We start from the raw sequence: 26803 nt of genomic DNA, 5'->3' as shown, positions 1-26803 counted from the left end.
CCCATGGGATTTGACACCTACCAGGCGGAGCTCAAGATCATACAGCACTGCGAGGACGTGCTGGCCGCCCCCGAGGGGGCGGACTTTCCCACCGAGTTCAAGACGCTTTTCAAGAATTACGCCAAGCTGCTCAAGACCACCAACCGCCTGGTGCGCATGAGCGACCGCAACGAGGAGCGTCTCAAGGACGCCAACGCCAAGATCGGCCAGCAGCAGGTGGAATTGGCCAAGGCCCACCAGAAACTCTCCGAGCACGCCCAGAACCTGGAGGAAAAGGTCAAGGAGCGCACCCGCGAACTCTTGGCCGCCCAGGACAAGCTGGAAGGCCTGGTCCGGTTGGGCATCGCCCTTTCCATGGAGCGCCAGCACGCCCGGTTCATGGAAATGATCGTGCAGGGCCAAAAGGAACTGACCAACGCCGACGGCGGCATCCTCTATTCCCTGCGCGACGACGGAACCCTGGGGCACGAAATCCTGCGTTTCGACACCCTGGAGCTGCGTATGGGCGGCCTTTCGGGACGAAACGCTCCCCCGGAGACCATCCCCCTGCGCGACGAGGAGGGCCGGCCCCGCTATTTCCATCCCATCGCCCACGCCTTTCTCACCGAGCGCACCGTCAACGTGCAAAACGTCTACGAGTGCCCGGACTACGACTTTTCCGACATCTTCGAATTCGACAGGCGCCACGGCTACCACTCCCAGTCGCTCTTGGCCGTGCCGCTCAAGCCGCGCAAGGGCGAAGTGCTCGGCGTGCTGGTGCTGGTCAACGCCCGCGTGACCGGCACGGGACGCCTGATCGGCTTCAACGAGGACGCGGAAAGCTTCATCGAGGCCCTGGCCTCCCAGGCGGCCGTGGCCCAGGACAACCAGAACCTGCTGGAGGCGCAAAGCCGCCTGCTCGACGCCATCATCCAGGTGTTGGCCGGGGCCATCGACACCAAGAGCCCCTACACGGGCGGACACTGCGCCCGCGTGCCCGAAATCGGGGCCATGCTGGCCAAGGCGGCCTGCGAAATCGAAGAGGGACCGCTGGCCGAGTTCGACATGACCGAACCCGAATGGCGCGAGTTCCACCTGGCGAGTTGGCTGCACGACTGCGGCAAGGTGACCACGCCCGAATACGTGGTGGACAAGGCCACCAAGCTCGAAACCCTGTACAACCGCATCCACGAGGTCAGGATGCGCTTCGAGGTGCTGCTGCGCGACGCCCTCATCGACTACCAGGAGGCGTTGCTGGGCGGAGTGGACGATACCGAGTCCCTCAAACGCGCCCTGGGGGAAAAGATCGCGACCCTGCACGACGATTTCGCCTTTGTGGCCGAGTGCAACGTGGGCGGGGAGTTCATGAGCCAGGAGCGCGTCGAGCGCCTGGAGCGCATCGCCGCGATCACCTGGCGCAGGAACTTCGACGATCGCCTGGGGCTTTCCCAGGCCGAACTCATGCGCCTGAGCAAGACCCCGCCCGCCCCCTTGCCCGCGGTGGAACAGCTTCTCGCCGACAAGAAGGAGCACATCATCCGCCGCTCCAAGGTGGAGACCGGGTACGATCCCAAGGCCTACGGCATCAACATGGAAATGCCCCGCTCCCTCTACAACCTGGGCGAGCTCTACAACCTGCGCGTGCCCCGGGGCACCCTGACGCCGGAGGAGTACTTCAAGATCAAGGAGCACGCCATCCACACGCTCATCATGCTGGATCAGGTGCCCTTTCCCAAGCAGTTGGCCCACGTGCCCCAGATAGCGGCCTCGCACCACGAAACCATGGTGGGCACCGGCTACCCGCGCGGCCTGAAAGGCCAGGACCTGACCGTGCAGGCCCGCATCCTGGCCATCGCCGACATTTTCGAGGCCCTGACCGCCTCGGACCGGCCCTACAAGGCGGCCAAGCCCCTGAGCGAAGCCCTGAAGATCATGAGCTTCATGCGCAACGACAAGCACATCGACCCCGACCTTTTCGACCTGTTTCTCGAAAGCGGCGTCTACCGGACCTTCGCCGAAAAGCACCTCAAGCCCGAGCAGTTCGACGAGGTGGATATTTCGGCGTTCGTCAGCCGCCAAACTGGGGGATGACGAAACGAGCGGGCCGGACGCGCCCCGCGCCGGACAGCGCGCCCGCCCCGCCAACGCCCCTCTCTTTCTCGTGAGGACCGCCATGCGACGCGTGTTGTGTTCCGTGATCGGCCTGCTTCTGGTGGCCGCTTCGGCTTCTGCGGGAGAGGTCTTCAACGCCATCAAGTCCGCCAAGAGCATCCATTGCGGCGTAAGCACCGGCGTCCAGGGCTTTTCCGAGCGCGGTCCCGACGGGCGCTGGCGCGGCCTGGACGTGGACTTCTGCCGGGCCGTGGCCGCCGCCGTGCTGGGAGACCCGGAAAAGGCCGCCTTCAAGCCCCTGCCCAGCCTGGCCCGCTTTCCGGCCCTGATGAGCGGAGAGATCGACCTGCTGGCCCGCAACACCACCTGGACCCTGAGCAGGGAAAGCGGCATGGGAGTCAGCTTCGTCGGTCCGTTGCTGTTCACCCGGCAGGGGGTGATGGTGCGCAAGGCCGACGGGTTCCGGCGTCCCGAGGACCTCAGCGGCGCGGTCGTGGCCGTGGTCAAGAATTCCACCCAGGAAATCGGTCTGGACTTCTGGTCCACCATCAAGAGCATCCGGTCGAAAAATCGCTTCTTCGACAGCAACGAACTGGCGCTGGAAAGCTATCTCAAGGGCGAATGCCAGGGATTGGCCAGCGACGTGTTCCTGCTGGAGGCCATGCGACACCACGCCCCGGACGGCGCGGACAAGCACATGATTCTTGTCGAAAACAATTCCATGGCCCCCCTGTCGCCGGCCGTGCGCAGCGGCGACCGGAAGTGGCTGCTCGCCGTGCGGGCCGTGTGGGCCTGCCTGCTTCTGGCCGAGGAAATGGAGCTCACCCAGGCCTCCTTCGCCGACGCGGCCGCGCCCACGCCCATGCGACTGCGATTCAACTCCCGCACGGACTCCGTGGCCAAAAGCCTGGGATTGGAGCCGGGCTGGGCCGCCCGGGCCGTGGCGGCCGTGGGCTCCTACGGCGAAATGTTCGAGCGCAACCTGGGGTCGGGCAGTTCCCTGCACCTGGAACGGGGGCCCAACCGGCTCTGGTCCAAGGGGGGACTCATGATTCCCCCGCTGTTCTAGGGGACTCCCGCCATGTTCGAACCGCAAGCCCTGGTCGTTTATGTGGTTTTCGCCCTGGTCATCGGCGGCATCGCCCTCAACCTGGCGGATATGACCCTGCTCGCCCTGCTGGGGATCTGCGTCCTCAGCCTGGGCGGGCTGGTCACCCCGGCGGACGTGTTCAACGCGGTCAAGACCTCTTCGGGATCGCTCTCCCTGCTCTTCGGCGGCATGGTGGTGGCCCGGGTGCTCACGCCCACCGGCGTGTTCGACAACCTGGGGGCGCGCTTTCTCAAGCTCACCCGGGGAGATGGCAGGCGCTTTCTTTTGCTGCTCACGGCCATGACCGCGGGGGTCTGCGCCGTCTTGCCGAACGCCACCGCCGTCATCCTCATCGCCCCCATCGTGGTGCGGGTCTGCCGGGAACTGGAAATCGACTTCGTCGGTCCGCTCCTCCTCACGGCCATCGTCAGCAACGCCGCCGGCCTGCTCACCCTGGTGGGCGATCCGGCCACCTTTCTTGTGGGCCAGACGGCGGGCATGACCTTTGTCGACTACCTGAAACACATGTCCCCCGGAGGCGTGCTGACCATCCTGGCGACCGTCCCCCTCATGCCCGTGCTCTTCGGCCAGGCCTGGCGGACCAGGCGCGAACCTCCCTCCGATCTTCAGCCCGTTCCGGTGGCCCGCCCGGGCTTCTGCCTGATGGCCCTGGGCGCCCTGGCGGTCATGGTCGCGCTGTTTCTGGTCGGCGAGGCCATGCCCAACCCCATCGTACCGCCCGCCGCCGCCATCATCGGCGCGAGCCTGGCCCTGCTCGCCCTGCACGTGACCAAATACGAACCCATCGAAAACATCTTTCGCGACGTGGACTGGCGAACGCTCATCTTCATCTTCTGCATGATGTGCTTTGTGGAAGAAATCACCAAGACCGGCATCATGAGCGCCCTGTCCCGCACGCTTCACACCGGACTGGGCGACAACGTGCTCCTGGCCTCCCTGGTGCTCCTGGCGGCCCTGGGCCTGGTGTCGGGCTTTCTGGCCAACATCCCCGTGGTGGCCGCGGCCATCATCTTGGCCAAAGGCTACCTGGTAATGGCCCGAGTGGCCCCGGAAGCGGCCATGGCCTACGGCTTTTCCGACTGGCCCCCCGCCACGCTGCCGATCTTCGCCGGCATGATGTTCGGCGGCACCCTGGGCGGCAACGCCACGCTCATCGGCTCCTCGGCCACCCTGGTTGCCGCCGGCATCTGCGCGGCCCAGGGCCGGCCGATAAGCTTCGCGGCCTTCATGCGCTATGGCGTGCCCCTGGCCTTCGTCCAGCTTGCGGCCGCCGCAGCCTACATCTGCTTCCTCGCCCGGCTGTCGCCCTAACAGCCTGTTGAAAACTCCTTGCTGGCTGCGTTGCTGCGAAAAACCCAAACCCTCAACGGATGCCAACTACCCTTCGGGCTTGACTTTTTCTCGCGCCTTGCCAGCACATTTTGTAACAAGCTGCACGAATCGACTGTTTCAACGCGCAGCTAACGGCCCGCCCAAAAGTCGATTCGTGCAGCCCCTCCACGCAAAGCCCGCCCCGGGCTCGTCGAAAACGGATCGAATTTTTTTTCGTTTCCAAACATATTTTCCGCCATTCCCGATGGCCACGCAAAAGGCCCGGAAGCGCGTTCGCGCCCCCGGGCCTGACACCGCGACGACTCCCGGTCACAAGGTCCGTTCGTCGTACCGGGGAGTTACCCCTCGTTTTGCATTTTCTCCCAGCGCTGCATCCACTTGGCGCGATCCTGACGCTCCTTGGCCTCGAAGGCGTCGACCTTGGCCAACTGCTCGGGAGTGGCGATCTTGCGCACCGCGCGCAACATTTCCGCCCGCTTGACCACCATCCGCGACACGGTTTCCGCACCCTTCATGACCTGGGCCTTGAGGGCGCTCTCCGACACGGAAGCGTCCTTCATCATGGCCCGAAGCTCCTGATGCTGCTGGATCATTGCTTTGCGAAACGGAGCGATGTCCTTGCGAAAGTTGTCCACCAGGACATCGAGCTGTTTGTTCTGCTCTTCGGAGAACAACATTTTGTAGGCTTTCACGCCTCCGCCGAAGTCCGGACCGTGCCCTTTCGCCAGCGCTCCTTGCGGAACAGCGGCAACCAACAGACAAAACAGACAAACCACTATGGACAATTTACCCATGTGACAACTCCTTGCGGGGATTTGTCGGGTAGTCGTCCGAAAACGCGTTCCGGTTACAGTGCGCGCGCACCAGGGGCACGCAACGCGACGTTTTCCCGGCCCGCCTCTTCAGGTCGTGACGTTGAGCGTTCCCGCCCGCGCGGAAGTCCCGGCCAGGCCCGTCCCCTGGGCCGTCAGGGTCGTATCGTCGTTGTTGCGATATCTGAAAAGGGCTCGCCGGGTGGCGTTTTGGGCCCGAACAATGCCGGCCAACTCGCGCCCCGTGACAAAGCCGTCCTCCGCCGCCTCGGCGATGAGGTCGTCGTTGGCCGCGATCTTGGTTTCCAGTTCCCGCTGTTCGTCGGCGGTGATCCGGCCGGAGTCCAAGCCCTTTTGCATGCGTTCTTCCAACATGTCCTGGCGCAGCTGGGCCACGCCGAGAAGATACGAGCCCAGTTCCGACAAATATCCGTCCGAACTCGTCTTCCCGGACCCTTGTCCGCGCGACGAGCCCTCGTCGTAGCCCGTCTCTTCCATCAGGATGTCGTCATAGCCCGTATCGCCCGTCGCGGAGTCGGAAACCGCGGCCCCGCCCTCGCGGCTCACGGAGTCGATGGTCTGCCGTCCCGATTCGCCGCGCGCGCGACGACCGCCGCGCCCGGTCTCGGACGCGCCGTCATCCGACCGGGAGTGCGTCCGCATGGCCCTGGCGAAACCGGTCTCGCTTGCGGAATCGGTCTTTTCGGTGGCGCGGTCGTGACTGTCCGTCCGTTCGTTTTGTTGAACGGACCGGCTCCGGCTCGGCTTCGCCTCCTGCGCGGTGGAGCGCTTGGCCTGGGACGTCTGGCCGCCCTGGAGCATCGCCCCGATGTTCGAGGAGCCCGACCCGGACCGCGCGTCTTGCACCGTATTCATATATCGCCCTCCTTTCCTCCGCTGAGCGTTCCGGCAGGGATTTCCCACCGAAACCGCAACGCCCGATATCGTGCAACACCCTTGCCATGGGACGATATTTCCCACAGACGATGCGCTTGCGACAAAGAACCTCTCGCGACCGGCTTTTCTCCCCTCCGGTGACGAAAGCGTTTTGACGCCCACGCGGCAAAGTCCGCCTGGACTTTTGCACGGCCCGGTGGTTAATCAGTCCGAGCCTGTGGACGGCCCACGCGTCCCAGGCGGGCGTTTTTTCGATTCCAAGAGGATTCAGAGGCATGACTGACGCCGACAAGAGCCCTGACGCGCCCGGCCCGGCCGCCATCACGGTCTCCCGCAAGGACGGGGCGGTGGTGGCCACCGTTTCCGGGGCCTGGATCATGACCGGCAGCCTGCCCGACACGCGCCCCATCGTGCGCGCCGTGGCCGGAGCCGCCGGGGCCTCGGCCCTGCGCTTCGAGGCCGGCGGACTTTCCGGCTGGGACAGCCGCTTTCTCTCCCTGTGCCGATCGCTGTGCGCGGCCGCGCGCCAGGCCGGCCTGGCCTGCGACCTGGAAGGCCTGCCCGAGGGCGTTCGCTCCCTGCTCGACCTGGCCGACAAGGTGCCCGAGCGCAAGGGCGCGGCCCAGGCCAAAACCAGCGAAGCGTTTTTGGCCCGCGTGGGCGACTGGGCGCTTTCCGTATGGAGCGCGCTGCCCAGCGTGCTGGAATTCCTGGGCGACACCACGTTGGCCTTCGTCAGCCTGGTCAAAGGCCGGGCCGTGTTCCAGACTTCGCAACTCACCACCCTGATTCTGCGCGTGGGCGCGCAGGCCCTGCCCATCGTTTCGCTCATCAGCCTTCTGGTGGGGCTCATCCTGGCCTTCGTGGCCTCGATCCAGTTGCGACAGTTCGGAGCCCAGATCTACGTGGCCACCATCGTGGGCATCGCCATGGTCCGAGTCATGGGGGCCATCATGACCGGCATCATCATGGCCGGACGCACCGGGGCCGCCTTTGCCGCGGAAATCGGCGCCATGCAGGTCAACGAGGAAGTGGACGCGCTGACCACCTTCGGCTTTTCCCCCACGGAATTTCTGGTCATGCCGCGCGTTCTGGCCCTGGTGCTCATGATGCCGCTTCTTTGCCTCTACGCCGACCTCATGGGGGTGCTCGGCGGGTTCCTCGTGGGCGTCGTGATGCTTGGCATCACCCCGGCCCAATACATGTCCCAGACGTTTTCCTCCATTCCCCTGCCCAATCTCTGGATCGGCCTGGTGCACAGCACGGTGTTCGGCGTGCTGGTGGCCCTGGCCGGCTGCTACCAGGGCATACGCTGCGGACGCAGCGCCATGGCCGTGGGACAGGCCACCACCGCGGCCGTGGTGTCGGGAATTCTGCTCATCGTCATCGCCACGGCCATCATCACCTGGCTGTGCAACATCATGGGAGTGTGACGCCTCGTGTCCGAGTCCTGCGCCCAAACCCCGACCCCGCGCATCGTCGTACGCGACCTGACCATGGCCTACGGCGACTTCGTGCTCATGCGGGACCTGAATTTCACCGTCAACCGGGGAGATATCTTCATCATCATGGGTGGCAGCGGCTGCGGCAAGAGCACCCTGCTGCGCATGCTGGTGGGGCTCAAAAAACCGGCCAAGGGACACGTGCTCTACGGCGGCCGGACCGACCTCTGGGCCTGCGACGAGGAAAAACGGCGTTCGCTGCTGCGCGGCACGGGCATTCTTTTCCAGAGCGGGGCGCTGTTCAGCTCCATGACCCTGGCCGAGAACATCGCCCTACCCCTGCACCAGTACACCAAACTCTCCGCGGCCGAGGTGCGCGACCTGGCCTCGCTCAAGCTGGCCCTGGTGGGCCTAGCCGGGTTCGAGGACTACTACCCCTCCCAGATCAGCGGGGGCATGTGCAAACGCGCCGGTCTGGCCCGGGCCATGGCCCTGGACCCGGACATCCTCTTCTTCGACGAGCCCTCCGCCGGACTGGACCCGGTGAGCGCCCACCTGCTGGACGAACTCATTCTCGAACTGCGCGACAGCCTGCAGGCCACCTTCGTGGTGGTCACCCACGAGCTGGCCAGCATCTTCGACATCGGCAACAATTCGGTCTTTCTGGACGTGGACTCGCGCACCATGACCGCGAGCGGCGATCCCAATTTCCTGCTGCAACACTCCACCGATCCCACCCTGCGCCACTTTCTGACCAGGGGCCGGGAATAGCCGGCCAAACAAGGAGCGCGCCGTGAGTCAAACGTCGAACAAAACCCTTATCGGCCTTTTCGTGCTGGGAGCGGCCGCCCTGTTGGTCGTCGCACTGGCCGTGTTCAGTTCGGGCATGTTCTTCGCCAAACAGTTCGAATGCGTGCTCTACTTCGACAGCTCGGTCTCCGGCCTGGACGTGGGCTCCCAGGTGCTGTTTCGCGGTGTGCCCGTGGGTTCGGTCAAGGCCATCAGCATCCGCACCGATCCCAGTCAGCTCAAGTTTTCCATACCGGTGCTCATCGAACTGACCGGCGGCAAGGTCAGCGTGGGCCCCATGGGCAAGATCAAGGACCGCGACAGCCTGCTGGGCGTCAAGAAGATGGACCCGGACGAACTCATCAAGGCCCTCATCGCCAAGGGGCTGCGCGCCCAACTCGTGACGCAAAGTTTCGTCACCGGGCAACTGGCCATCTCCCTGGACCTTTTGCCCGACAAGCCCCTGCGCCTGCGCGGTGACGGCTCCATTCCCGAAATTCCCACCATCCCCTCCCAGTTCGAGGAGGTGACCCAGACCCTCAAGAGCCTGCCCCTCAAGGAACTGGTCTCGCGGTTGAGCAACGCCGTGGGCGGCATCGACGCCCTGGTCAACTCGCCCCAGGCGGCCCAGATCCCGGCCCGGCTCGACTCCACCCTCGAAGCCGCCACCAGCCTGCTCAACGACACCAGGGAAAAAGTGAACGTGCTTTCCAAAAATCTGGACCAGGCCGTGCAACGCTACTCCGATCTGGCCGGCAACCTGGACCAGCGCTCGGACAAGCTTTCCTCGAGCGCCCGCAAGTCCCTGGAGGCCCTGGACCAGTCGCTGTCCGAAGGGCGCCAGGCCATGAGCAAGTTCCAGAAGGTGGTCAGCCCGGAGTCGCCCTCCGTGGTTCAACTCAACAAGGCCATGGCGGAAATCGCCCAGGCCGCCAAGTCCATCCACGCCCTGGCCGACTACCTGGAACGCCATCCTGAAGCGCTTATCCAGGGCAAGGGCGCTCCCGGCAGGAGGTAACCGTGTTCATGTCGTCCCCCAAGCGTCTTTCCCCCCGGCTGGCCATGTGCCTGCTGCTGGTTTCGCTCCTGGCTTCGGCCTGCGGCAGGAGCGCGCCGACCCACTTCTATTCCCTGACCGAGCCCCAGGCCGCCGAAAAGCCCAGGCCGGCCGGCCCCTGCCTGGCCCTGGGCGTGGGGCCGGTGGAGCTTCCTCCCTACCTCGAACGCACGCAGATCGTCACCCGGGGCCAGGGCAACCATATGAAGCTGGCCGAATTCGACCAATGGATCGAACCCGTGCAGGCCAACTTCACGTCCGCCCTGCAAGACGCCCTTGCCGCCCGCATCTGCGCCGAGCCCATGGTGGGCTATCCCTGGCCCGACGACGTGACCCCGGATCGGCGCATCGCCGTGCGGGTGCGCCAGTTCGACGGCGTGCTGGGACAGACGGCCGTGTTGCGCGCCGACTGGTCCGTGGCCGACAAGGAAGGCAAGGTGCTTGTCTGGCGCACCTCCACCCTGAGCGAACCCTGCGCCAGCGCCGAGTATTCCGCCCTGGTGGCCGCCCAAAGCCGTCTCGTAGCCAGGCTGGCCGACGAGATGGTCAAGGTCTTGCCCGGCGCGGGAAAGTGAACGCCTGAAAAATTCAAGCGGAAAGCGAAAAAGGCCGTTCCGACGGGATCACAATCCCCGGAACGGCCTTTTTCGCGCCCACAAACCGACGCGCAAGGGCAAACACGGTCAGGCTTGGCGTTTGGTCAACTTGGCCAAATAGGCGTAGCCGCGTCCCACGCTGTCCAGACGCAGCTCGGCCCGGCCTTCCCGGTGCATGGCCTCCAGGTGTTCGAGCAGTTCGGGCCGATGGCGAACGCCGAAAAGTTCCAGCCACTTGCTGAGCATGCCGGCGAACCAGCGAGGCAAGCCGCGCTGGTCCCAGAAATCCACCACGGCCAGGGTGCCGCCCACGCGAAGGGCGTTCCATCCGGCCTCCAGAACCTCCTTCCAGTTGCCGGTCATGGAGAGCATGTAGGAAAAATACACGACGTCAAAGGGCAACCGGCGGCTGAAGTCTTCCAGGGGGTCCAGGTCCTCGCCCATTTTCCGGGCCAGTTTGATGCGTCCGTCCGTGCCGGCCCGTTTGAGTTTGGCCTGGGCCGTGGCCAGCATGCGCTCCGAGGCGTCCAGACCGCACAGGGTCAGGCCCGGCCGCATGGCGTTCAGCTTGAGCAGGTTACGCGCCGTGCCGCAGCCCACTTCCAGGACCGCGTCGCCGATGCGCACGGGAAGTTCTTCCAGCAGGGCGTCGCGCCCCAGCAGATAAAAACGCCTGGTGACGTCGTAGATGTGGCGTTGCGGGCCATACATCCGGTCCATTTGCAGGGCGTGTTCCATGGGTCACCTCGCCAGTCGGTAAAGATGAAAACCGCCGTAGATGCCGGAGCGATCCCGCGCGTGCAGGGCGCGCGAGAGGGCCTTTTCGTAGAGGAACGCCCGGCGCAGGTCTTTGGGAAGCGCCGTCTCCACCGGGGAGGCGGCCCCGGCGGTGCGAAAGATCACCCGGGCTCCGGGTCTGGCCGTGCGAACGATTTTTTCCCACAACCCGGCCACGGCCGCGGGCGACATCCAGTCCTGCGAATCCAGCAGCACATACCGGTCCAGACTGGCGTCCGGTCGGGAGTCCAGAAACGCATCCAGGGATGTCAGGGTCAGGCTGACCCTGTTCGCGCGTTGCTTGATGCCGCAAAAGTTGTCTTTATGCAAGTAGTCCGGCACGCCGTGTCGGTTTTTCACGTCGTAGCGTCTGGAAAAGGCCTGCCACGCGTACGGGTTGTCCCGCACGGGAAAGGCCGTGGCCAGGCGTTCGACCCTCGCGCGCAAGTCCTCGGCCACCGAGCCGGCGCATTCGCGTTTGAGGGCCTCGAACTGGCTGGGAGGGATGCCCAGGCTGAAGACCGAAAACGAAAACCGGGAAAGCAGCCGGACCACCGGGTGGAGCAACAGAGGCTCGATCTCGGACCGGTAAATTTCGCGTTGTTCCCGCAGGGATGTGGCGGCCAGCAGCCGGGCCGGGTCTTTTCCCAGCAGCCGGCACAGGCCCGAGAGCAACCGCAGAAACGACCCCATGCGCGCGTGGTCGTAGAGGCCTCGGGAAAACAGGCTGATCCGTCTGGCCGCGCCGGGGACGGGTCGGGCGTCCCAGTACGCGCGCGTGTCGTGGGGCAGGCTGGGCCGGATAGCGTTCTCGTAGGCCTCCAGGTTGGCGGGCTGGTCGGCTTGGCCGAAAAAGCGAAAAAACTGGTCGTGTGAGGGCAGGCGCCGGACCGCCGCGACTTTCAATCGACTCAGATGCAGATGGTGGTGATTGAGGTCCACGGCGGCCACTTCTTCGGGATCGGCCATGAGATAATGGAGAATATTGCAGCCGCCCGAGGCGATGGTCAGCACCCGGTGGCCCGGCCCGAGGGCCATGGCTTCCACGTCCACGCGGGGGTCTTCCCATATCTGGTTGTAGACCATGCCGGAAAACCAGGAACAAAACAGGCCTTCCAGGACTCCCCGGGACGAAAAGGCGGGACTGCGACGCACCGCGGACTTGAGCAGTCCGCTGGAAACTTGGCTCATGGTATCCTCTTGACGAAAGAACGGCCGGATTGGTTACGGCCAAGCTACCGTCGCAACATGACGCCTGGGCGTCGGGCTGGCGTCAATCGTCGCGGGGCGTCACGGAAAAACGCTTTCGGACCGCCCTGGCCGCAAAACCCGTTCGCCCCCTGCGAAGCCTTTGACCACAAATTTACAAAAGAGTAAAATACTCATCATGAACACGCCGCAACCGCTCATCGGTCTGACCGCCAAGACCCGCCCCGCCGCTTCCGATTCCGTGTACAGCCGGGGGCAATTTCAGGATTTCGTCTATCGTCTCTACGCCCGGGCCGTGCTCGCCGCGGGAGGGTTGCCTGTTGTGCTGCCGGCCTGTCTCTCCGAGGACGAGTCCCGTCAGACTGTGGACCGGCTCGACGGGCTTCTGCTCACCGGCGGCGAAGGCGACCTGGACCCGGCCCGCTACGGCAAGCCCGGAGACGGTCGCGCCTGCGATCCCGACCCGGCCTGCGACGCGGCCGAACTGGCCGCCCTGGACCGCGCCCTGGACCTGGGGCTCCCGGTCTTGGGCATCTGTCGGGGATTGCAGTTGGTCAACGTGTTCTTCGGCGGCGACCTCCACGTCCATCTGCCGGACGACCGTCCCGGCTCCATTCTCCACGAGCAGGACCGGCCCATCGAAGCCTCCACCCACACGGTGGACGTGGCCCCGGGTTCCTTGCTTGCCCGCTTGACCCGATCCCCTGGCCTGCGCGTCAACAGTTTTCACCATCAGGGTGTGGATCATCTGGGGTACGGCCTTGTCGTCACGGCCGCCGCCCCGGACGGGTTGCCCGAAGCCCTGGAGTTGCCGGAACACCCTTTTCTGTTGGCCGTGCAGTGGCACCCCGAGGGGCTGTATCGGCATGACCCCGGTGCCTTGGCCCTGTTCCAGGGGCTGGTGCGAGCGTGTCGGGAGAGGATGGTGGGAGAGGCAAGAGTGAGGTGAGACGGCGAAAGCTAGGCGAGAGTTGGGGGAGAGTTGGGGGAGAGTTGGGGGAGGAAACTTTTGTGAACAAAAGTTTCCTCCCCCAAACCCCCTCCTTCAAAAAACTTCAGTTTGTGCTCGGAATTGAGCGGGGATATTCAGCAGGCGGCGCAAGGTGAAGGATGGGGAAAAGAAGCCGGGTGCCGGCCTGGGTCGAAAAAAAAGGCCGGGAAAGCAGTTGTGCGCTTTCCCGGCCGTGTGCGTTCAGACGATTCGTTTACGGTTTGGACTTGGGCTCGTGGGTCGGAACCTCGGACTCCGGCCTTGCGGGTGTGTCGGTCCCTTCGGGCTGCTCCGTCGGGGCCTGCCCCGGCGTCGCAGCCGCGTCCTCGGAGTCGGACGTGGAAGACCTGGACTCGTCGGCAGGTTTGGTCGCCTCGGACTTCGGCGCCTTGTCGTCCGTCCCCTCCCCCCCCGGCGGCGAAGTCGATTCCGATGCGGAACTTTCGCCCTCGGGCGAGGTCGGTAGGGCCCGTTCCGAGGCACTCGCCGCGTCAGTCCCGCCGCCGGAAGATTCCGCTGCGCCGTCTGCCGGAGGCGCGTCGGACGGAGGCGTGTCGGACGGGGGCGTGTCCGTGGGAACGGGCAGGTTTTCGTCCGTCTTGGGGCTTTTGCGTTTGCCGAAAAAGTGCGCCACCCAGATGCTGATCTCGTAGAGCGCCACCATGGGGCAGGCCATGAGCAACTGGTTCACCACGTCCGGCGTGGGCGTGAGCACGGCCGCCACAATGAAAATGATGACGATGGCCCACCGTCGTTTGTTGCGCAGTCCGCGCGAATCCACAATTCCCAGCCTGGCCAGAAAGAAAATGAACACCGGCATTTCGAAGATGACCCCGAAAGCCAAGAGCAGGGAAAGAGCGAAGGAATAGTAGTCCTTCAGGTTGGGCATGAGGGTGACGACTTCCGAGGCGTAGTTGGCCAGGAACTTGAACCCGAAGGGGAATACGATGAAATAGCCGAAGCACGCCCCGGAAACGAAACACAAGGCGGTAAAAAAGCCCACCGGAATGAGCAGGCGTCGTTCCTCCTCGTAGAGTCCCGGCGAAATAAAGCGCCAGATCTGCACGAAGATGTACGGGCTGGTAAGGAAAATGCCGGCCACGAAGGCTGCCTTCATGGAGACGAAAAGCGGCTCGGTCAGGCCGGTGCCGATGACTTGGCTTTTGGCCGGCAGCACCGCGTTGAGCGGGTGCAGCAGGATTTCCAGAATCTCCTTGGCGAAGGCGAAGCACACCAGAAAACCCACCACCGCCGCGACGATGCAGCGAATGAGGCGGGTTCTGAGTTCCTCCAGGTGGTCGATAAGGGTCATCTCGTGACCCGGCCCCTGGGGGGTGGGAATGGGACTCACGCCGCGCTGCCCTCGGCGGCGTCGGGTTGACTGCGGTTCAGGGCGTCCAGGCCGGTGCCCAAATCCACCAGGATCGGACTGGCCACGAAGATCGAAGAATATGTGCCCGTGACGATGCCGATGATCATGGCCAAGGAGAAGTCGCGCATCACGCTGCCCCCGAACAGGAACAGGCAGACCACGGCCAGCAAGCTGGTGCCCGACACCAGCAGGGTGCGCGACAGGGTCTGGTTGACGGCTTCGTTGATCACCTGGGCCATGGGTTTGCCGTCGCCGTGCCGGAAATTCTCACGGATGCGGTCGTAGACGATGATGGTGTCGTTGAGCGAATAGCCCAGAATGGTGAGCAACGCGGCCACGATGGTCAGGTCGAACTCGATATTGAACAACGAAAAGATGCCCACCGTGATCATGATGTCGTGTATGTCTGCCAGCACCGCTCCCAGGGCGAACTTGAGCTTGAGCGCCCAGCACAGGAGCAGGGTCACCGCCAAGGCCGCCAGAATGAGGTAGGCCGTGGGCACGCCCAGTTTGGCCAGGGCCCAGGAGCAGGTCCACAGGCCGCCGGCCATGGCCCCGGCCGCCAACCAACGTTGTTCGAACCGGCCGGAAATGTAGATGGCGATGAGCAACACGGCGTAATACACCGCGTTGAGCGCCCCGGCGCGTAGGTCCGCGCCGACCTTGGGGCCGACCATCTCCACGCGTTGCACGTCGTAATTTTTGTCGCCGAAGGCCTTGCGCAAGGCCGTGTCCACCGTGGAGCGCATGGTATCGAGCGCGTCGCCGTGTTCCGAGGCCCTGATAAGGAAGGTGTTGTCCTTTTCCTGTCCCAGGCGTTGCACCACCAGGTTCGGCAGTCCGGCCTCGTCCAGCGGGGCTTTTATTTTTTGCGGCGCCACGGGAGCCGTGAACTTCACCTGAATGGTCATGCCCCCGGCAAAGTCCACCCCGTAGCGGGGACCACCCTTGGCCACCAGCGAAACCACACCGGCCAGCACGAGCAATATGGAGAAACAATAGGCTATCTTGCGAAAACGCATGAAGTCGATATTGATGCCGGGTTTTATCAGCTCAAATCCCATGGGCCCCCCAATGGCGAGAGTTCGCGCCCAAGCGGCGCAAGAGCAGTGATTTCGGATTTTTCGCAGGCCTTGTCAAGGCGAACGCCCGGACAGAGGCGTTCCACCGGTCGCACCGTCCGCGCTCCCCGCCCTCGGCCACGACGACTCGTCGTCGCCAAGCGGGGGCGGCTGGGCCACTGCCGGCGCTGGACGCGCCTTTCCGACCGGGCATCTTCTTCAGCCCCCGCACGCGCGGACGCCATTTTGAGCGCCTGACGCAAGATAAGGTCGTCGCCCTTCTGCCCCCGCACGTGCGGACGCCATGCTCCGGCCACGTTCGTTTGCCACGCAATTCGGCGTCACCCCCCGCGGCGTGTACGCCGTTTCACCTTCCCCCGGGCAGCGCCCAGCTTTTGGCGTTCACGCCCCGCGCATGCGGACGCCGTGCGGTCGACCCGGGACGACTCTTGCCCGGTACCGTTCACGCCCCGCACATGCGGACGACGCCGTATTGGGAAAGACCCGGTTCGTTCACGCCCCACGCATGCGCACGCCGTTGCGACGCGGCGTGAACGCCTCACACCGGCACGCAAACGGAACCATGTCGTTCACGCTCCGCGCGAACAGATTAAAGGAGGGGGAGAACGCTTCCGGTCAGCCCTTTTTGCCGGCCTTTTTGGCCGAGTCCTTGGCGGACGGAGAGGAGCCGCTTTTGCCGGGCGGATTCGAGGCCTTGGAAACGGGAAGACGCGCGGGAGTCTTGACCACGCGCCTCGATGGCGTGATGCGTTCCGTCAAATCAGGACGCGGACTGATGCCGCGAAAGTCCTGCGCCGCGCTGCGCGGTTCGTAGGGAGCGACCGGGACGATACGCATGGGCTCAACCAATCGGGTCATGGCCATGACGCCGCCGGCCGAACAGATTTGCCCCCCCTTCACGCACAGAGCCACGAAGAGGGAGACCAACACGAGAATCTTGACAAAATAGATATTCATTTCAGACCTCTGGAATATCCCAACCCATCGGGAGTTCCACTGGCCAAGTGGTTACACCCGGCCCCGACGTTTGACAAGTTCGATGCCCTCCCTCGGGGCGGTCGCGGTCCCTCCCCCTCGCGAAAAAGCCCGTCCCGCCTGGCTTGCGGCGAACGAGCTTTTTTTTGCAAATCCCGCATTGCGACCCCGCCCAACGCGCCGAAAACGCCCGCAGGGCTCGAAACTGCCGGACGAACGTGGCGTTTTCACGCCCGTTCCGTGACATCCGGGGCCTTTCCTCTCGCTCCGCACAGGGGACATCCCTGCAGTCGCAGAGGACGTTCCAGCCTGCAGGACGCCAGCAGGGCGTCATCGCGAAAGATCGTGTCCACGGGACCGTCGGCGGCCACCCGGCCGGACCTGAGCACAATGGCCCGGGTGCACAGGTCCAGGGCCATGTCCAGGTCGTGGGTGGCCAGAATTTTGGTATGATCGAAGGTGCGCAACAGATTGATGAGCCCCCGGCGCGACACGGGGTCCAGGTTGGCGCTGGGCTCGTCCATGACCAAAACGTCCGGCCAGACGGAGAGCACGCTGGCAATGGCGGCCAGACGTTTCTCTCCGCCGGACAGGCGGTACGGCGGACGGTCGGCCAGGGCCTCGGCGCCCACCATGGCCAGGGCCTTTCGCACTCTGGCCCGCACCTCGTCTTCGGGCAGGCCGAGGTTTCTGGGGCCAAAGGCCACGTCCTCGGCCACGCTGGAAAGGAAAAGTTGGTCGTCCGGGTCCTGAAACACCAGTCCCACGCTGCGGCGCACGGTTTCCAGCGTGCCCGGGGTCACGGGCGTCTCGCCCACGCGCACCTCGCCCGAAGACGCCAGCAGGCACCCCGCAAAGTGCAACAGCAGAGTGGACTTGCCCGAACCGTTGGCCCCCACCACGGCCACGGACTCCCCGTGCACCACCCGGAAACTGACCCCGCACAGGGCTTCGCCGCCGCCGGGATAGGCGTACGTCAAATCGCGCGCTTCAACCAAATGGTGACTCACCGAAAACCTCCCAAGGCCAGACGGCCGACCAGAAGGGAAAGGTCATAGGTCCTGGCCAGGACCAGCCCCGCGCAGACGCCGGCCACCAGCACCGTGTCGCGCAGTCGCCAACGCGCGCGTTCGGGCAGGGGAACCTGTCCGGTAAATCCCCGGCAGAGCATGGCCTGGTGCACCCGCCTGGCGCGCCCCAGGCTTCGCAGGAGCAACTGTCCCAACAAGGCGGCGTACACGCCCAGGCCCAACCCCCTGCCGCCGAAACTGCGCAACTGTCTGGCCCGGCTCATCCGCGCCCCCTCCTCGGCCAGAACGAAGGCGAACCGGTACAAGAGTCCGAGTTGCACCACAAAGGCCCTGGGGGCGTACAGCCCGGAAAGCCCCGCGCAGACGCGGTCCATGCCCAGACCGGCGGCCAAGGCCAAGGCCGCCCAGGTGGTGAGCGCGAAACGCAAAAGAATGGAAGCGAACGACACCATCCCCCCGGTCACGGCATACGAGCCCAGATACAGCACCGTTCGGGTGTCCAACCAGAGGTTGGCCGCCCCGACCAGGGCCGCGAACGGCAGGGCCGCGCCCACGCGGGCCAGCAGGAACCCTGCGGACACCCCGCTCAAGCGTCCCAGCACCAGCGGAAAAACCGCAAGCGGCATCAAAGCCGCGAGCGACTGGGCGTCATACGATACCACCACCGCCGCGAATCCCAGCACGCACAGCACCAGCGCCCGGGGATCGAAATCCCTCAGGGCGTTCTCCCGACGACCGGCCTCGTCAAAGGTGCGCAGCCCGTGCAGGGCTCGGTCCAGAGCGTTCATGGCAGGGTATTACGAATTTTATCCATGTAACATGAAATGTGGTTGACTTCTTAAATTTTATACCACAGCATATTTCCGGTCAACAGCCCGCAACACACCACCACAGCAGGAGGGCTTGTCATGCACATGGCCGACGCCTTGATTTCACCCGCGATCGGCGGCACGTTCTGGGTCGTCTCCGCCTCCACTCTGGCTTTCGCCTCCAACCGCCTGGGCAAACAGGCCCAAAGTCCGGCCGCGCCGCTCATGGGCGTCATGGGGGCCTTCGTCTTTGCGGCGCAGATGATCAATTTTTCCATTCCCGGCACGGGATCGAGCGGACACTTGGCCGGCGGCCTGCTCCTGTCCGTTCTTCTCGGGCCGCACGCCGCCTTCATCACCATGGCCTCCATTCTCACGGTCCAGTGCCTGTTCTTCGCCGACGGAGGACTCTTGGCCCTGGGCTGCAACCTCTTCAACATGGGCTTTCTCTCGTGCTACGTGGCCTACCCGCTGATCTTCAAGCCCCTGGCCGGGAACTCGCCCTCCGGCGGCAAGCTCACCCTGGCCTGCGTCACGGCGTCCGTGCTGGGGCTGGCCATGGGCGCGGCCTGCGTGGTGGCGCAAACCACCCTTTCCGGCATCTCGGACCTGCCGGTGGGTCCCTTCGCCGCCCTCATGCTGCCCATCCACCTGGCCATCGGCCTTGTGGAAGGTCTGGTCACCGCCGGCGTGCTCAGCTTCGTGCGCCGAGCCGAACCGGAACTCCTGGCCGGAGACCATCACGCCGCCAAGCCCCTGGGCACCCACGGCAAGACCGTGGCCGGCTTGGCCGTTGTGGCCCTGCTCGTGGCGGGCGGCCTCTCCTGGTTCGCCTCGTCCGACCCTGACGGGTTGGAGTGGTCCATGAAGGGCCTGACCGGCAAGACCGAGATCGAAGCCCCGGAATCCGGCATGCACTCCACCGCGGCCAAGATTCAGGAAAGCACGACCGTTATGCCCGACTATGCCTTCAAGGCCGAAAAGAAGGAAGCCCCGACCGAACATAATGGAGCCGCGGCCGAACAAACCATGGCCCCGGCCGAGGAAGCCAAGCCCTGGCCCGACCCCTCGGCCGCCACATCCCTGGCCGGCGTGGCCGGCGGCGGCATCACCCTGGCCCTGGCCGCCGGCATCGGCATGCTCGCGGGGCGACGGAAGTTGAAGAGGGAAGAATAAGACACTCGAAAACCGGGTGAGGACGGTCTTTGCATCAAAGACGCCTCTCCAGAACATTTTCTCGGCTTCGCGTCGAACCAGGCGCGTTGCGAACGGACATCACCATCCCCTTCCCCTGAGGCCCGAGTCATGGCGAAAGCCTGGCCCGGGCCGTCTTGTTTCGAACCGGGCCGGGGTCAGGACGCTTTCACGCGGACAAAAGAGAGGAAAGCCCCAGTGACGCGGCGGTTTCCCGCGTGGGATGGCCTTCGGCGTCCAGACCGCGCAAGGCGTAGTACTTGGACCGGGCCAGGAGAAAGTCCTGGCGGGGAATGGGGCGCGCGTCCTGGTCCGCGCCTGAAGAGCCGGGCGCGGCGAACAGGCGCGCGGGCAGGTCGTCGTGTTGCGCCGAAAACCCCAGGCGAGCGAGCAGGATGCGTTCGCGGTAGCACACCCGCTCCCCCGAGGCGGCAAGCGACAGGGCCGAGGCCTCCACTCCGGTCACGGCCTGGAAAGCATGGGCGAATTCCTCCAGCGAGGCGGACAGCAGCGCCCGCGGACAGGCCGTCAGACACTCGGCGGCGGCCAGGGCGTCTTCGCTGTTCTTGATGATGCGGGCCTTTCCCTGAAACGTGAACCGGTCCGTGGACACCGGCTTGCGCAAGATTTCGTGGCTTACGGGATTGGCCCGGTCCTGCGTCGCGCCCAGGGTGGAGACGGCCATGGCCAGGGCCGCGCCGTAGGCCCCGCGCGGGTCCAGGGCGGGCGGTTCCAGGCCTTTGACGGTCATGTCGACCTCGGGACGGCGGCGCTCTTCGGCCAGGCTGGCCGCCCCCCGGGCGAGGGACGGCGCGCGGCCTCGGGCCATGTCGTCCAGCAGGGGCAAGACCTGGTCCGCAGCCAGGTCGCGGCCTTCCAACTCGGCGTGCGCGGCCAAGACGGCGGCCGCGCTCACCGGGTCCAGCCCCAGGTCCAGGCAGGCGCCGTGGGCGGCCACGGCAAGATCCAGGTCCGCCAGGCCGAGCAGGGCCGTAAAGTGGGACAGGGCGTCGCAGCCGGGCAGGAGCCGTCCGTCCGCCGCCCGCTGGGCGCACCCCACCGGGCAGTCGGAGCAGCCGGTCGAAACGCCGGAGAACTTCCGGTTCAGGGCCACCGCGCCCAACTCGGGGCCGTGCGCAAAGCGTGACGCCCGAAAGTTGCGCGTGGGCGTCATGCCCCGGGCGTCGAAGAGATCGAACAGGGCCGCCTCGCCGAACGAGGAAAACCCATGCCCCCCGGCCAGGGCCGGCGAGGCGGCGGTCAGGCGCAAAATATCCTCCCGGGCTGTTTCCAGGCCCGCCGGGTCGGCCACGTTCACCCTCCCGGAGCCTTTCACCGCCAGGTATTTGAGGTTCTTGGCCGCCAGGCACAAGCCCAGTCCTCCACGCACGGGGGCGCAGCCGTCCACCGAGATCCCGGCGAAGCGCACGCCGTTTTCCGCCGCCGGACCGGTGACGGCCACGGAGCCCGCCGCGCCCAGGGCGCGGAGCGCCTGGGAACAGGTCCGGCCGACCAAGTGGCTGGCGTCGTCGATTTCGGCCCGGCCATCCGTGACGCGCAGTCCAACGGGAACGTCGGCCCGTCCCGTGACCAGCACCGCGTCGAACCCGGCCCGCTTGAGCTGGACGCCCAGGCTGGCGCCGGTGGGCCAGTCGAAAAGCGCGCCGGTCAGGGGGGAGCGCGAGGCCAGGCGAGCCCGGCCGGAAAAGGGAACGCCCGTCCCGGTGAGGGGGCCGGCGGCCAGGACCACGGGCATGTCCGGGTGGTTCCACTCCAGAGAGATGCTCGGTGCGAGCAAATGTCCGACCAAGCCGCGCCCGCCGATCTCGCGGAGCAGGGTTTCCCGGTCCAGGGGCTCCGGGCGGGCCGTGCGGGCCGAAAGGTCCACGCGCAGGAGTTTTCCGGTCCAACCGTTCATGGGTCTCCTTGGCGCGCCGCCTGGCGACGCCGGCCCGGTTGTAGCCGCAGGCCTGGCCGGTTGCAAGGCGAGCCTAAAGATTCCCGCCGAGCAGTCCGATACGCTTTTTATGAAGATCGGTTCGACGCTCACCCAGTCCTCCCTGTTCGGACAGACCGCGACCACGCGCCTGTTCCAGGGCCAAATGGCCCTGGACACCAAGGCCGTGGACGGTTTCGCGCAGGAGTTGACCCGCCGGGCCCAGCAGGGAGCCGATCCGCAAACCTCCCAGACCGTGGACAATCAGGGCCTGACCCAGGCCATGACCGGAGCCGTGGACTGGGTGAAGGACACCCTGGGGTCCAACGCGGCCAGGGCGGTCATGGGCATCGTCATGGGCAGCGTGGGGAACGGGGCCCTGAGCGAGGAGTCGCTGGGCGACGGATTCGTCAAGGCGTTGCAATTCATCGACAACACCTTTGGCACGAAGATCGGCGACCAGGCCATAGGCACCTTCAACGGCCAGCTCAATCAGGCCCTGAACGGCTATTTTCAAAACGGCCAGGACGAATCGTTTCTGGCCATGGACCTCGACACCGCCATGAGCCAGGCCGGCGCGGCCATGGGCGAGGTGGTCTCCCAGTTCTTCAAGAACACCCAGGGCAATACGGCGGACGCCGGTTCCTCGCTTCTGGAGGGGATGGACAAGGACCGGCGCGAACGGGAAGCCGAAGAGGAAGCCCACCTGGAAGCCCAGCAAGAGGCCAAGGCCGAGGCCGAGGCCCAGACGCGCGACGCCTCCCTGGAAGGCAGCGGCCAGGGAGCGGTGACGGATCAGGTGCAGGCCACCGTGCAGGCGGCGGCCCGGGCCGCCCAGACCACCGCGCAGGGTTCGGGCCAGGGTTCGAGCCAGGTCGACACCGCCCAAAGCGTCGGGGACGCCGCCCAGACCCGGGACGGCGAAACCGCCCCGGCGGCGGACGCGGACGCCGCGCAGGCCTCCGAGGCCGCACAGACCACCGGCCAGGCTTCCGCCGAAGCCTCCGACGCCCAGACCCGGACCGCCCAAGCCACCCAGTCCGCGCCTTCGGTGAGCATGGCCAGGGTGCGCCGGCTTTCTCGGCACGCCGCATCCCTGCGGGGCTATGCCTCCTCGTCGTTGCCGACGGGCGTGGTGGTGCAGGCCACAGCCTAGCCCCAACCCCTTTCCCCTCCCTGCGCCCAGCCTCCAGGCCTTCTCCCCGCCCCTCCCGAGCCCAGCTCCCAGGCCTTTACCACGGCTTTGCTACGGCCCTTTCTCGCCGCGTCCCTTCCTCCCGCCCGTATCGCCCCCCCCTGACAAAGTTTTTTGAAGGCGGGGGCTCGGGGGAGGAAACTTTTTTTCAAAAAAGTTTCCTCCCCCGATTCCTCCCTTTTCACTTCCTCCCCAATCCCCCCCTTTCACTCTTCCTCACCCCCTGCCTGCCTCCCGCCGCCCCCCTTCCACACGCCCCATCTTCTCTCCTCACGTCCGCGCACAGCCCTTGCTTTTTCCTCACGGGGGCTTATCTGGCTAGGTCTTCGCATTTTTCCCACCGGAGCCGAACCAGCCATGAACCAGACCAAATCCATCCACATAGAGGGCGCACGCCAGCACAACCTGAAAAACGTTTCCCTGGACATCCCCCGCGACCAATTGGTGGTCATCTGCGGTCCGTCCGGGTCAGGCAAGTCCACGCTGGCCTTCGACATCGTGTACGCCGAGGGGCAGCGCCGCTACGTGGAGTCGCTGTCGGCCTACGCCAGACAGTTTCTGCCGCAGATGGACAAACCCCAGGTGGACAAGATCGAAGGGCTTTCTCCGGCCATCTCTCTGGAGCAGCAGTCCGCCACGCGCAATCCGCGCTCCACGGTGGGCACGGTGACCGAAATTTACGACTTTCTGCGCGTGTTCTTCGCCCGACTGGGCAAGCCGCACTGTCCCAAGTGCGGTCGGGCCATCTCGGCCCAGACCGCGGACCAGATCGTGGACTCCATAATGGCCCTGCCCGAGGGCAGTCGGTTCCTGGTGCTGGCCCCCCTGGCCGAGCACCAGAAGGGCAGCCAGGCCGACCGGCTGAAAAAGCTCAAGTCCCAGGGGTTCGCCCGGGTGCGGGCCGACGGCCAGGTGCTCTCCCTGGACCCTTTGCCGGAACTCGACAAAAACAAGCGCCACACCCTCGAACTCGTGGTGGACCGGCTGGTGGCCAAGGCCGGGGCGCGCTCGCGCCTGGCCGACTCGGTGGAGCTGGCCCTGGCCCAGGGCGGAGGACGCCTGACCGTCCACCTGCCCGACTCCGGCGAGGATCGTCCCTTTTCCACCACGTCGGCCTGTCCGCATTGCGACATCAGCCTGCCCACGCCGTCGCCGCAGCTTTTTTCCTTCAACAGCCCGCAGGGAGCCTGCCCCACCTGCGCCGGCATCGGCAGCGTGGAGTACTACGAACCCGACCTGCTGGCCCCGAACAAGGGCCTCTCCCTGGCCGAGGGCGGGGTCATTCCCTGGAGGGGAGCGGCCTTCACGCGCTTCAAGGCCCAACTGGAAGGCTTGGGCCAGCGCCACGGCTTCACCTTGTCCACGCCGTTGGCCAAGTTTTCGGAAAACGCCTGGCGGGCGCTCTTTCAGGGAGATACCGACCTGGGCTGGCGCGGCGTGGTGGCCCTCATGGAAATGGGCCAAGCCGTGGGCCAGACCTGGCGCGACGAACTGGCCCGTTTCCGCCAGAGCCGCCCCTGCCCGGCCTGCCAGGGAGCCCGGCTCAAGCCCGAGGCCCTGGCCGTGCGCGTGCAGGACAACAATATCCACGAGTTCTGTTCCCTGCCCATCGAACGGGCCCTGGCCTGGATCAAGGCCCTGGACTTCACAGGCGCGCGGGCCCTGGTGGCCGAACCCTTGCTCAAGGAACTCACCCACCGCCTGGGATTTCTCTCGGGCGTGGGGCTCGACTATCTGAGCCTGGGCCGGGCCATGGCCACCCTCTCCGGCGGCGAGGCCCAGCGCATCCGCCTGGCCGGGCAGTTGGGCTCGGGCCTGGTGGGCGTGACCTACGTGCTCGACGAACCGAGCATCGGCCTGCATCCCAGGGACAACGAACGCCTGCTGGCCACGTTGCGCACCCTGAACCGCCGGGGCAACACCGTGCTTGTGGTGGAGCACGACGAAGCCACCATCCAGAGCGCGGACCACGTGATCGAACTGGGGCCTGGATCGGGCATCCAGGGGGGGGAAATCGTGCACCAGGGCGACGTGAAAAGTCTGCTCGAAGCCGACACCCTGACCGGAAAGTACCTGCGCGGCGACCTGGTGATCCCCAGGCCCGAGACCAGGCGCACGTCCAAGGGGTTCGTCACGGTGCGCGGAGCCAGGGCCAACAACCTGAAAAACCTGGACGTCGCCTTTCCCCTGGGCTGCCTGACCTGCGTCACCGGGCCCTCGGGCTCGGGCAAAAGCTCGCTGGTGGTGGACACCCTCTACAAGCATCTGGCCCTGGCCCGGGGAATCAAAGTGGACCTGCCCGGCGGCATAGACGGCATCGAGGGGCTGGAACGCGTGGAAAAAATCGTCTCCATCGACCAGACCCCCATCGGGCGCACCCCGCGTTCCAACCCGGCCACCTACACCAAGATCTTCGACGAGATCCGAGACATCTTCGCCAACACCTCCGACGCCAAGAAGCGCGGCTACAAGCCCGGACGCTTCAGCTTCAACGTGCGCGGCGGACGGTGCGAGGCCTGCCAGGGCGACGGGGTGATCCGGGTGGAGATGCACTTTCTGCCCGACGTGAACGTCACCTGCGAGGTGTGCGGCGGCCGGCGCTACAACCGCGAAACCCTGGAAGTGCGCCACAAGGGACTCAACATCGCCGAAGTGCTGGATCTCTCGGTGAGCGAAGCCAAGCGGTTCTTCGAGAACCATCCGGCCCTTGCCCGACGGCTGGAGGTGCTCGAACAGGTGGGGCTCGAATACGTGCGCCTGGGCCAGCCGGCCACCACGCTCTCCGGCGGGGAAGCCCAGCGCATCAAGATTTCGCGGGAACTTGGCAAGCGCAGCCTGCCGGGAACGCTCTACATTCTGGACGAACCCACCACCGGACTGCACATGCACGAGGTGGGAAAGCTCATCGCGGTGCTACACCAGTTGGTGGACAAGGGCGCCACGGTGGTGGTCATCGAGCACAACACCGAGGTCATCCTGGCCGCGGACCACGTGGTGGACCTGGGGCCGGGCGGAGGCGAGTATGGAGGACAGGTGGTGGCCCAGGGCACGCCGGAGAGGATCATGGCCGACCCGGCGTCCGTGACCGGGCGGTTTCTCACGCCGTAAACGGCCCGGGGCCCCGGACTACAGGGTCATCCCCTCGGAACTGAGCAACTGCACGAAGTGGGTACAGACCTCGCGGTCCAGGCGCCCGGCTTCCACCTCTTTCAGGATGATGCGCATGGCCTCGAACGAGGTCATGGCCTTGCTGTAGGAGCGCTGCGAGGTGAGGGCGTCGTAGATGTCGGCCACGGCCACGGCCCGCACGTGCAGGCCGAGATTGCGAGCGTTGGCCGGATAGCCCGAACCGTCGAGCTTTTCATGGTGGAACACCACGCAATCCATGGAGGCCTTTTCCAGGCTCATGTGCTGACACATGAGCATGCCGCTCACGGGGTGCCCCTCGATGATCTGGCGTTCCTCCGGGGTGAGCGGGCCGGGCTTGTCCAGAATGGAGTTGGGCACCCGCACCTTGCCGATGTCGTGCAGGAAAGCCCCCACGCCGGCCGCGCGCACCAGGGATCTTTCCTGGCCCATGCGCACGAGCAGGGCGACGGTGTAGACCGACACGTTCACGCAGTGGCTGAAGGTCTTGTAGTTGTGCGACAACAGCTTGCCCAGGCTTTGCACCGCCCCCGCATTGCGCGAAACGTAGCTCAGGGTGCTGTCCACGATCTGCTGCACGCGCTCCAGCGTCTCCTGCCCGGGCGGGCTCTGCTCGTCGTGCAGGAAAAGCCGCGCAGCCACCGTGCCGGAATAGTCGTAGAGCACCTTGGAACGGTCGTCGAGGGGAATGGTCTCATCCTGAAGCAGGTCGGAAAGATTCTCCCGGACGTATTGCTCGTAGTCGCGCTTGTCCTTGTGTTCGAGATAGAGCTCCGTCACCTCGTTGTCGCACAGCCTGGACTTGAGCCGCTCGGGAACGTGCCCGTCGCGGGCGTAGAGAAAAAAGGTGTCGCCAGACTTGATATAGACGTTGAATCGGATCCCCCCGCGATAGGTCACGAGCATGGTGGGGATTTTGAAAAACATGTCCGGGCGTTTCGTATCCATGAACAAGGCG

The 26803-nt window shown here is 65.5% G+C and carries 22 protein-coding genes; 11 read left to right on the top strand and 11 right to left on the bottom strand.

Going from position 1 to position 26803, the window contains the following annotated elements; all coding sequences use genetic code 11:
* Positions 1-3 precede the first annotated feature (3 nt).
* The 3 genes from ACYQ01_RS15200 to ACYQ01_RS15190 all read left to right on the top strand — a co-directional run bounded on the left by ACYQ01_RS15200 (position 4) and on the right by ACYQ01_RS15190 (position 4513).
* A complete protein-coding gene (locus tag ACYQ01_RS15200) occupies positions 4-2070 on the top strand; it encodes an HD domain-containing phosphohydrolase (protein ID WP_459934705.1) in 2067 nt (688 codons plus the stop codon).
* Positions 2071-2152: 82 nt separating this feature from the next.
* A complete protein-coding gene (locus tag ACYQ01_RS15195; RefSeq protein WP_459934704.1) occupies positions 2153-3160 on the top strand; it encodes a transporter substrate-binding domain-containing protein in 1008 nt (335 codons plus the stop codon).
* A 12-nt stretch (positions 3161-3172) separates the two neighbouring features.
* Entirely contained in the window at positions 3173-4513 is a 1341-nt protein-coding gene (locus ACYQ01_RS15190; RefSeq protein ID WP_459934703.1) for an ArsB/NhaD family transporter, read from the top strand.
* Positions 4514-4872: 359 nt separating this feature from the next.
* Here ACYQ01_RS15190 and ACYQ01_RS15185 read toward each other — a convergent pair whose 3' ends face one another.
* Positions 4873-5328 carry a Spy/CpxP family protein refolding chaperone gene (locus ACYQ01_RS15185; protein ID WP_459934702.1) on the bottom strand — a complete coding sequence of 152 codons (456 nt, stop codon included), beginning with the start codon at positions 5326-5328 and terminating at the stop codon, positions 4873-4875.
* Between the two features lie 108 nt (positions 5329-5436).
* Positions 5437-6222: a hypothetical protein gene (locus ACYQ01_RS15180; RefSeq protein WP_459934701.1), complete on the bottom strand. Its 786-nt coding sequence runs from the start codon at positions 6220-6222 to the stop codon at positions 5437-5439.
* 296 nt (positions 6223-6518) lie between these two features.
* On the opposite strand from ACYQ01_RS15180, the gene ACYQ01_RS15175 reads away from it, so the two are divergent.
* The 4 genes from ACYQ01_RS15175 (at position 6519) to ACYQ01_RS15160 (ending at position 10106) form a co-directional block, all read left to right on the top strand.
* Positions 6519-7676 carry an MlaE family ABC transporter permease gene (locus ACYQ01_RS15175; protein WP_459934700.1) on the top strand — a complete coding sequence of 386 codons (1158 nt, stop codon included), beginning with the start codon at positions 6519-6521 and terminating at the stop codon, positions 7674-7676.
* Positions 7677-7739: 63 nt separating this feature from the next.
* Positions 7740-8456: an ABC transporter ATP-binding protein gene (locus tag ACYQ01_RS15170; protein ID WP_459934863.1), complete on the top strand. Its 717-nt coding sequence runs from the start codon at positions 7740-7742 to the stop codon at positions 8454-8456.
* A 22-nt stretch (positions 8457-8478) separates the two neighbouring features.
* Positions 8479-9492 (top strand): MlaD family protein, encoded by a 1014-nt coding sequence (locus ACYQ01_RS15165; RefSeq protein ID WP_459934699.1) that lies wholly within the window; start codon positions 8479-8481, stop codon positions 9490-9492.
* Positions 9493-9500: 8 nt separating this feature from the next.
* The gene (locus tag ACYQ01_RS15160; RefSeq protein WP_459934862.1) at positions 9501-10106 is read left to right on the top strand and encodes a PqiC family protein; all 606 of its coding nucleotides are present in this window, start codon (positions 9501-9503) and stop codon (positions 10104-10106) included.
* Positions 10107-10214: 108 nt separating this feature from the next.
* On the opposite strand, the gene ACYQ01_RS15155 is transcribed toward ACYQ01_RS15160, so the two are convergent.
* Positions 10215-10865 (bottom strand): class I SAM-dependent methyltransferase, encoded by a 651-nt coding sequence (locus ACYQ01_RS15155; protein ID WP_459934698.1) that lies wholly within the window; start codon positions 10863-10865, stop codon positions 10215-10217.
* 3 nt (positions 10866-10868) lie between these two features.
* Positions 10869-12095 carry a BtaA family protein gene (locus ACYQ01_RS15150; protein WP_459934697.1) on the bottom strand — a complete coding sequence of 409 codons (1227 nt, stop codon included), beginning with the start codon at positions 12093-12095 and terminating at the stop codon, positions 10869-10871.
* Between the two features lie 196 nt (positions 12096-12291).
* On the opposite strand from ACYQ01_RS15150, the gene ACYQ01_RS15145 reads away from it, so the two are divergent.
* The gene (locus ACYQ01_RS15145; RefSeq protein WP_459934696.1) at positions 12292-13062 is read left to right on the top strand and encodes a gamma-glutamyl-gamma-aminobutyrate hydrolase family protein; all 771 of its coding nucleotides are present in this window, start codon (positions 12292-12294) and stop codon (positions 13060-13062) included.
* Between the two features lie 256 nt (positions 13063-13318).
* Here the strand turns inward: ACYQ01_RS15145 and tatC are convergent, their stop codons facing one another.
* The 5 genes from tatC to ACYQ01_RS15120 form a co-directional block, all read right to left on the bottom strand.
* Entirely contained in the window at positions 13319-14455 is a 1137-nt protein-coding gene (tatC, locus tag ACYQ01_RS15140; protein ID WP_459934695.1) for a twin-arginine translocase subunit TatC, read from the bottom strand.
* Complete coding sequence (secF, locus tag ACYQ01_RS15135; RefSeq protein WP_459934694.1) at positions 14452-15540, bottom strand: protein translocase subunit SecF; 1089 nt, start codon at positions 15538-15540, stop codon at positions 14452-14454. The genes tatC and secF overlap by 4 nt, the downstream gene beginning before the upstream one ends.
* A gap of 633 nt (positions 15541-16173) precedes the next feature.
* A complete protein-coding gene (locus ACYQ01_RS15130; RefSeq protein WP_459934693.1) occupies positions 16174-16515 on the bottom strand; it encodes a hypothetical protein in 342 nt (113 codons plus the stop codon).
* A gap of 245 nt (positions 16516-16760) precedes the next feature.
* The gene (locus ACYQ01_RS15125) at positions 16761-17543 is read right to left on the bottom strand and encodes an energy-coupling factor ABC transporter ATP-binding protein (RefSeq protein ID WP_459934692.1); all 783 of its coding nucleotides are present in this window, start codon (positions 17541-17543) and stop codon (positions 16761-16763) included.
* Complete coding sequence (locus ACYQ01_RS15120) at positions 17540-18352, bottom strand: energy-coupling factor transporter transmembrane component T family protein (protein ID WP_459934691.1); 813 nt, start codon at positions 18350-18352, stop codon at positions 17540-17542. Before ACYQ01_RS15120 ends, ACYQ01_RS15125 begins: the two co-directional genes overlap by 4 nt.
* Positions 18353-18472: 120 nt before the next feature.
* Between ACYQ01_RS15120 and ACYQ01_RS15115 the strand changes: the two genes are divergently transcribed.
* Positions 18473-19549, top strand: coding sequence for an energy-coupling factor ABC transporter permease (locus tag ACYQ01_RS15115; RefSeq protein ID WP_459934690.1), 1077 nt, complete (start codon positions 18473-18475; stop codon positions 19547-19549).
* A gap of 187 nt (positions 19550-19736) precedes the next feature.
* On the opposite strand, the gene ACYQ01_RS15110 is transcribed toward ACYQ01_RS15115, so the two are convergent.
* Positions 19737-21485, bottom strand: coding sequence for an aldehyde ferredoxin oxidoreductase C-terminal domain-containing protein (locus tag ACYQ01_RS15110; RefSeq protein WP_459934689.1), 1749 nt, complete (start codon positions 21483-21485; stop codon positions 19737-19739).
* Between the two features lie 109 nt (positions 21486-21594).
* On the opposite strand from ACYQ01_RS15110, the gene ACYQ01_RS15105 reads away from it, so the two are divergent.
* Together ACYQ01_RS15105 and uvrA are read left to right on the top strand one after the other, a co-directional pair.
* Positions 21595-22659 (top strand): hypothetical protein, encoded by a 1065-nt coding sequence (locus tag ACYQ01_RS15105; protein WP_459934688.1) that lies wholly within the window; start codon positions 21595-21597, stop codon positions 22657-22659.
* 396 nt (positions 22660-23055) lie between these two features.
* Positions 23056-25806 carry an excinuclease ABC subunit UvrA gene (gene uvrA, locus ACYQ01_RS15100; protein ID WP_459934687.1) on the top strand — a complete coding sequence of 917 codons (2751 nt, stop codon included), beginning with the start codon at positions 23056-23058 and terminating at the stop codon, positions 25804-25806.
* 18 nt (positions 25807-25824) lie between these two features.
* On the opposite strand, the gene ACYQ01_RS15095 is transcribed toward uvrA, so the two are convergent.
* A complete protein-coding gene (locus ACYQ01_RS15095) occupies positions 25825-26793 on the bottom strand; it encodes an HD-GYP domain-containing protein (RefSeq protein WP_459934686.1) in 969 nt (322 codons plus the stop codon).
* Positions 26794-26803: the final 10 nt, after the last annotated feature.

It is taken from the genome of Fundidesulfovibrio butyratiphilus (genome assembly GCF_054657235.1).
This window is presented reverse-complemented; position numbering and strand designations above follow the sequence as displayed.

Excerpts from the sequence above, each read along its gene's own strand:
- ACYQ01_RS15155 (WP_459934698.1), bottom strand. The coding sequence starts at position 10,865 with ATGGAACACGCCCTGCAAATGGACCGGATGTATGGCCCGCAACGCCAC.
- ACYQ01_RS15185 (WP_459934702.1), bottom strand. The coding sequence starts at position 5,328 with ATGGGTAAATTGTCCATAGTGGTTTGTCTGTTTTGTCTGTTGGTTGCC.
- ACYQ01_RS15120 (WP_459934691.1), bottom strand. The coding sequence starts at position 18,352 with ATGAACGCTCTGGACCGAGCCCTGCACGGGCTGCGCACCTTTGACGAG.
- ACYQ01_RS15095 (WP_459934686.1), bottom strand. The coding sequence starts at position 26,793 with ATGGATACGAAACGCCCGGACATGTTTTTCAAAATCCCCACCATGCTC.
- ACYQ01_RS15200 (WP_459934705.1), top strand. The coding sequence starts at position 4 with ATGGGATTTGACACCTACCAGGCGGAGCTCAAGATCATACAGCACTGC.
- ACYQ01_RS15115 (WP_459934690.1), top strand. The coding sequence starts at position 18,473 with ATGCACATGGCCGACGCCTTGATTTCACCCGCGATCGGCGGCACGTTC.
- ACYQ01_RS15180 (WP_459934701.1), bottom strand. The coding sequence starts at position 6,222 with ATGAATACGGTGCAAGACGCGCGGTCCGGGTCGGGCTCCTCGAACATC.
- secF (WP_459934694.1), bottom strand. The coding sequence starts at position 15,540 with ATGGGATTTGAGCTGATAAAACCCGGCATCAATATCGACTTCATGCGT.
- ACYQ01_RS15195 (WP_459934704.1), top strand. The coding sequence starts at position 2,153 with ATGCGACGCGTGTTGTGTTCCGTGATCGGCCTGCTTCTGGTGGCCGCT.
- ACYQ01_RS15160 (WP_459934862.1), top strand. The coding sequence starts at position 9,501 with ATGTCGTCCCCCAAGCGTCTTTCCCCCCGGCTGGCCATGTGCCTGCTG.
- ACYQ01_RS15145 (WP_459934696.1), top strand. The coding sequence starts at position 12,292 with ATGAACACGCCGCAACCGCTCATCGGTCTGACCGCCAAGACCCGCCCC.
- uvrA (WP_459934687.1), top strand. The coding sequence starts at position 23,056 with ATGAACCAGACCAAATCCATCCACATAGAGGGCGCACGCCAGCACAAC.
- ACYQ01_RS15130 (WP_459934693.1), bottom strand. The coding sequence starts at position 16,515 with ATGAATATCTATTTTGTCAAGATTCTCGTGTTGGTCTCCCTCTTCGTG.
- ACYQ01_RS15105 (WP_459934688.1), top strand. The coding sequence starts at position 21,595 with ATGAAGATCGGTTCGACGCTCACCCAGTCCTCCCTGTTCGGACAGACC.
- ACYQ01_RS15170 (WP_459934863.1), top strand. The coding sequence starts at position 7,740 with ATGGCCTACGGCGACTTCGTGCTCATGCGGGACCTGAATTTCACCGTC.
- ACYQ01_RS15190 (WP_459934703.1), top strand. The coding sequence starts at position 3,173 with ATGTTCGAACCGCAAGCCCTGGTCGTTTATGTGGTTTTCGCCCTGGTC.
- ACYQ01_RS15175 (WP_459934700.1), top strand. The coding sequence starts at position 6,519 with ATGACTGACGCCGACAAGAGCCCTGACGCGCCCGGCCCGGCCGCCATC.
- ACYQ01_RS15110 (WP_459934689.1), bottom strand. The coding sequence starts at position 21,485 with ATGAACGGTTGGACCGGAAAACTCCTGCGCGTGGACCTTTCGGCCCGC.
- ACYQ01_RS15150 (WP_459934697.1), bottom strand. The coding sequence starts at position 12,095 with ATGAGCCAAGTTTCCAGCGGACTGCTCAAGTCCGCGGTGCGTCGCAGT.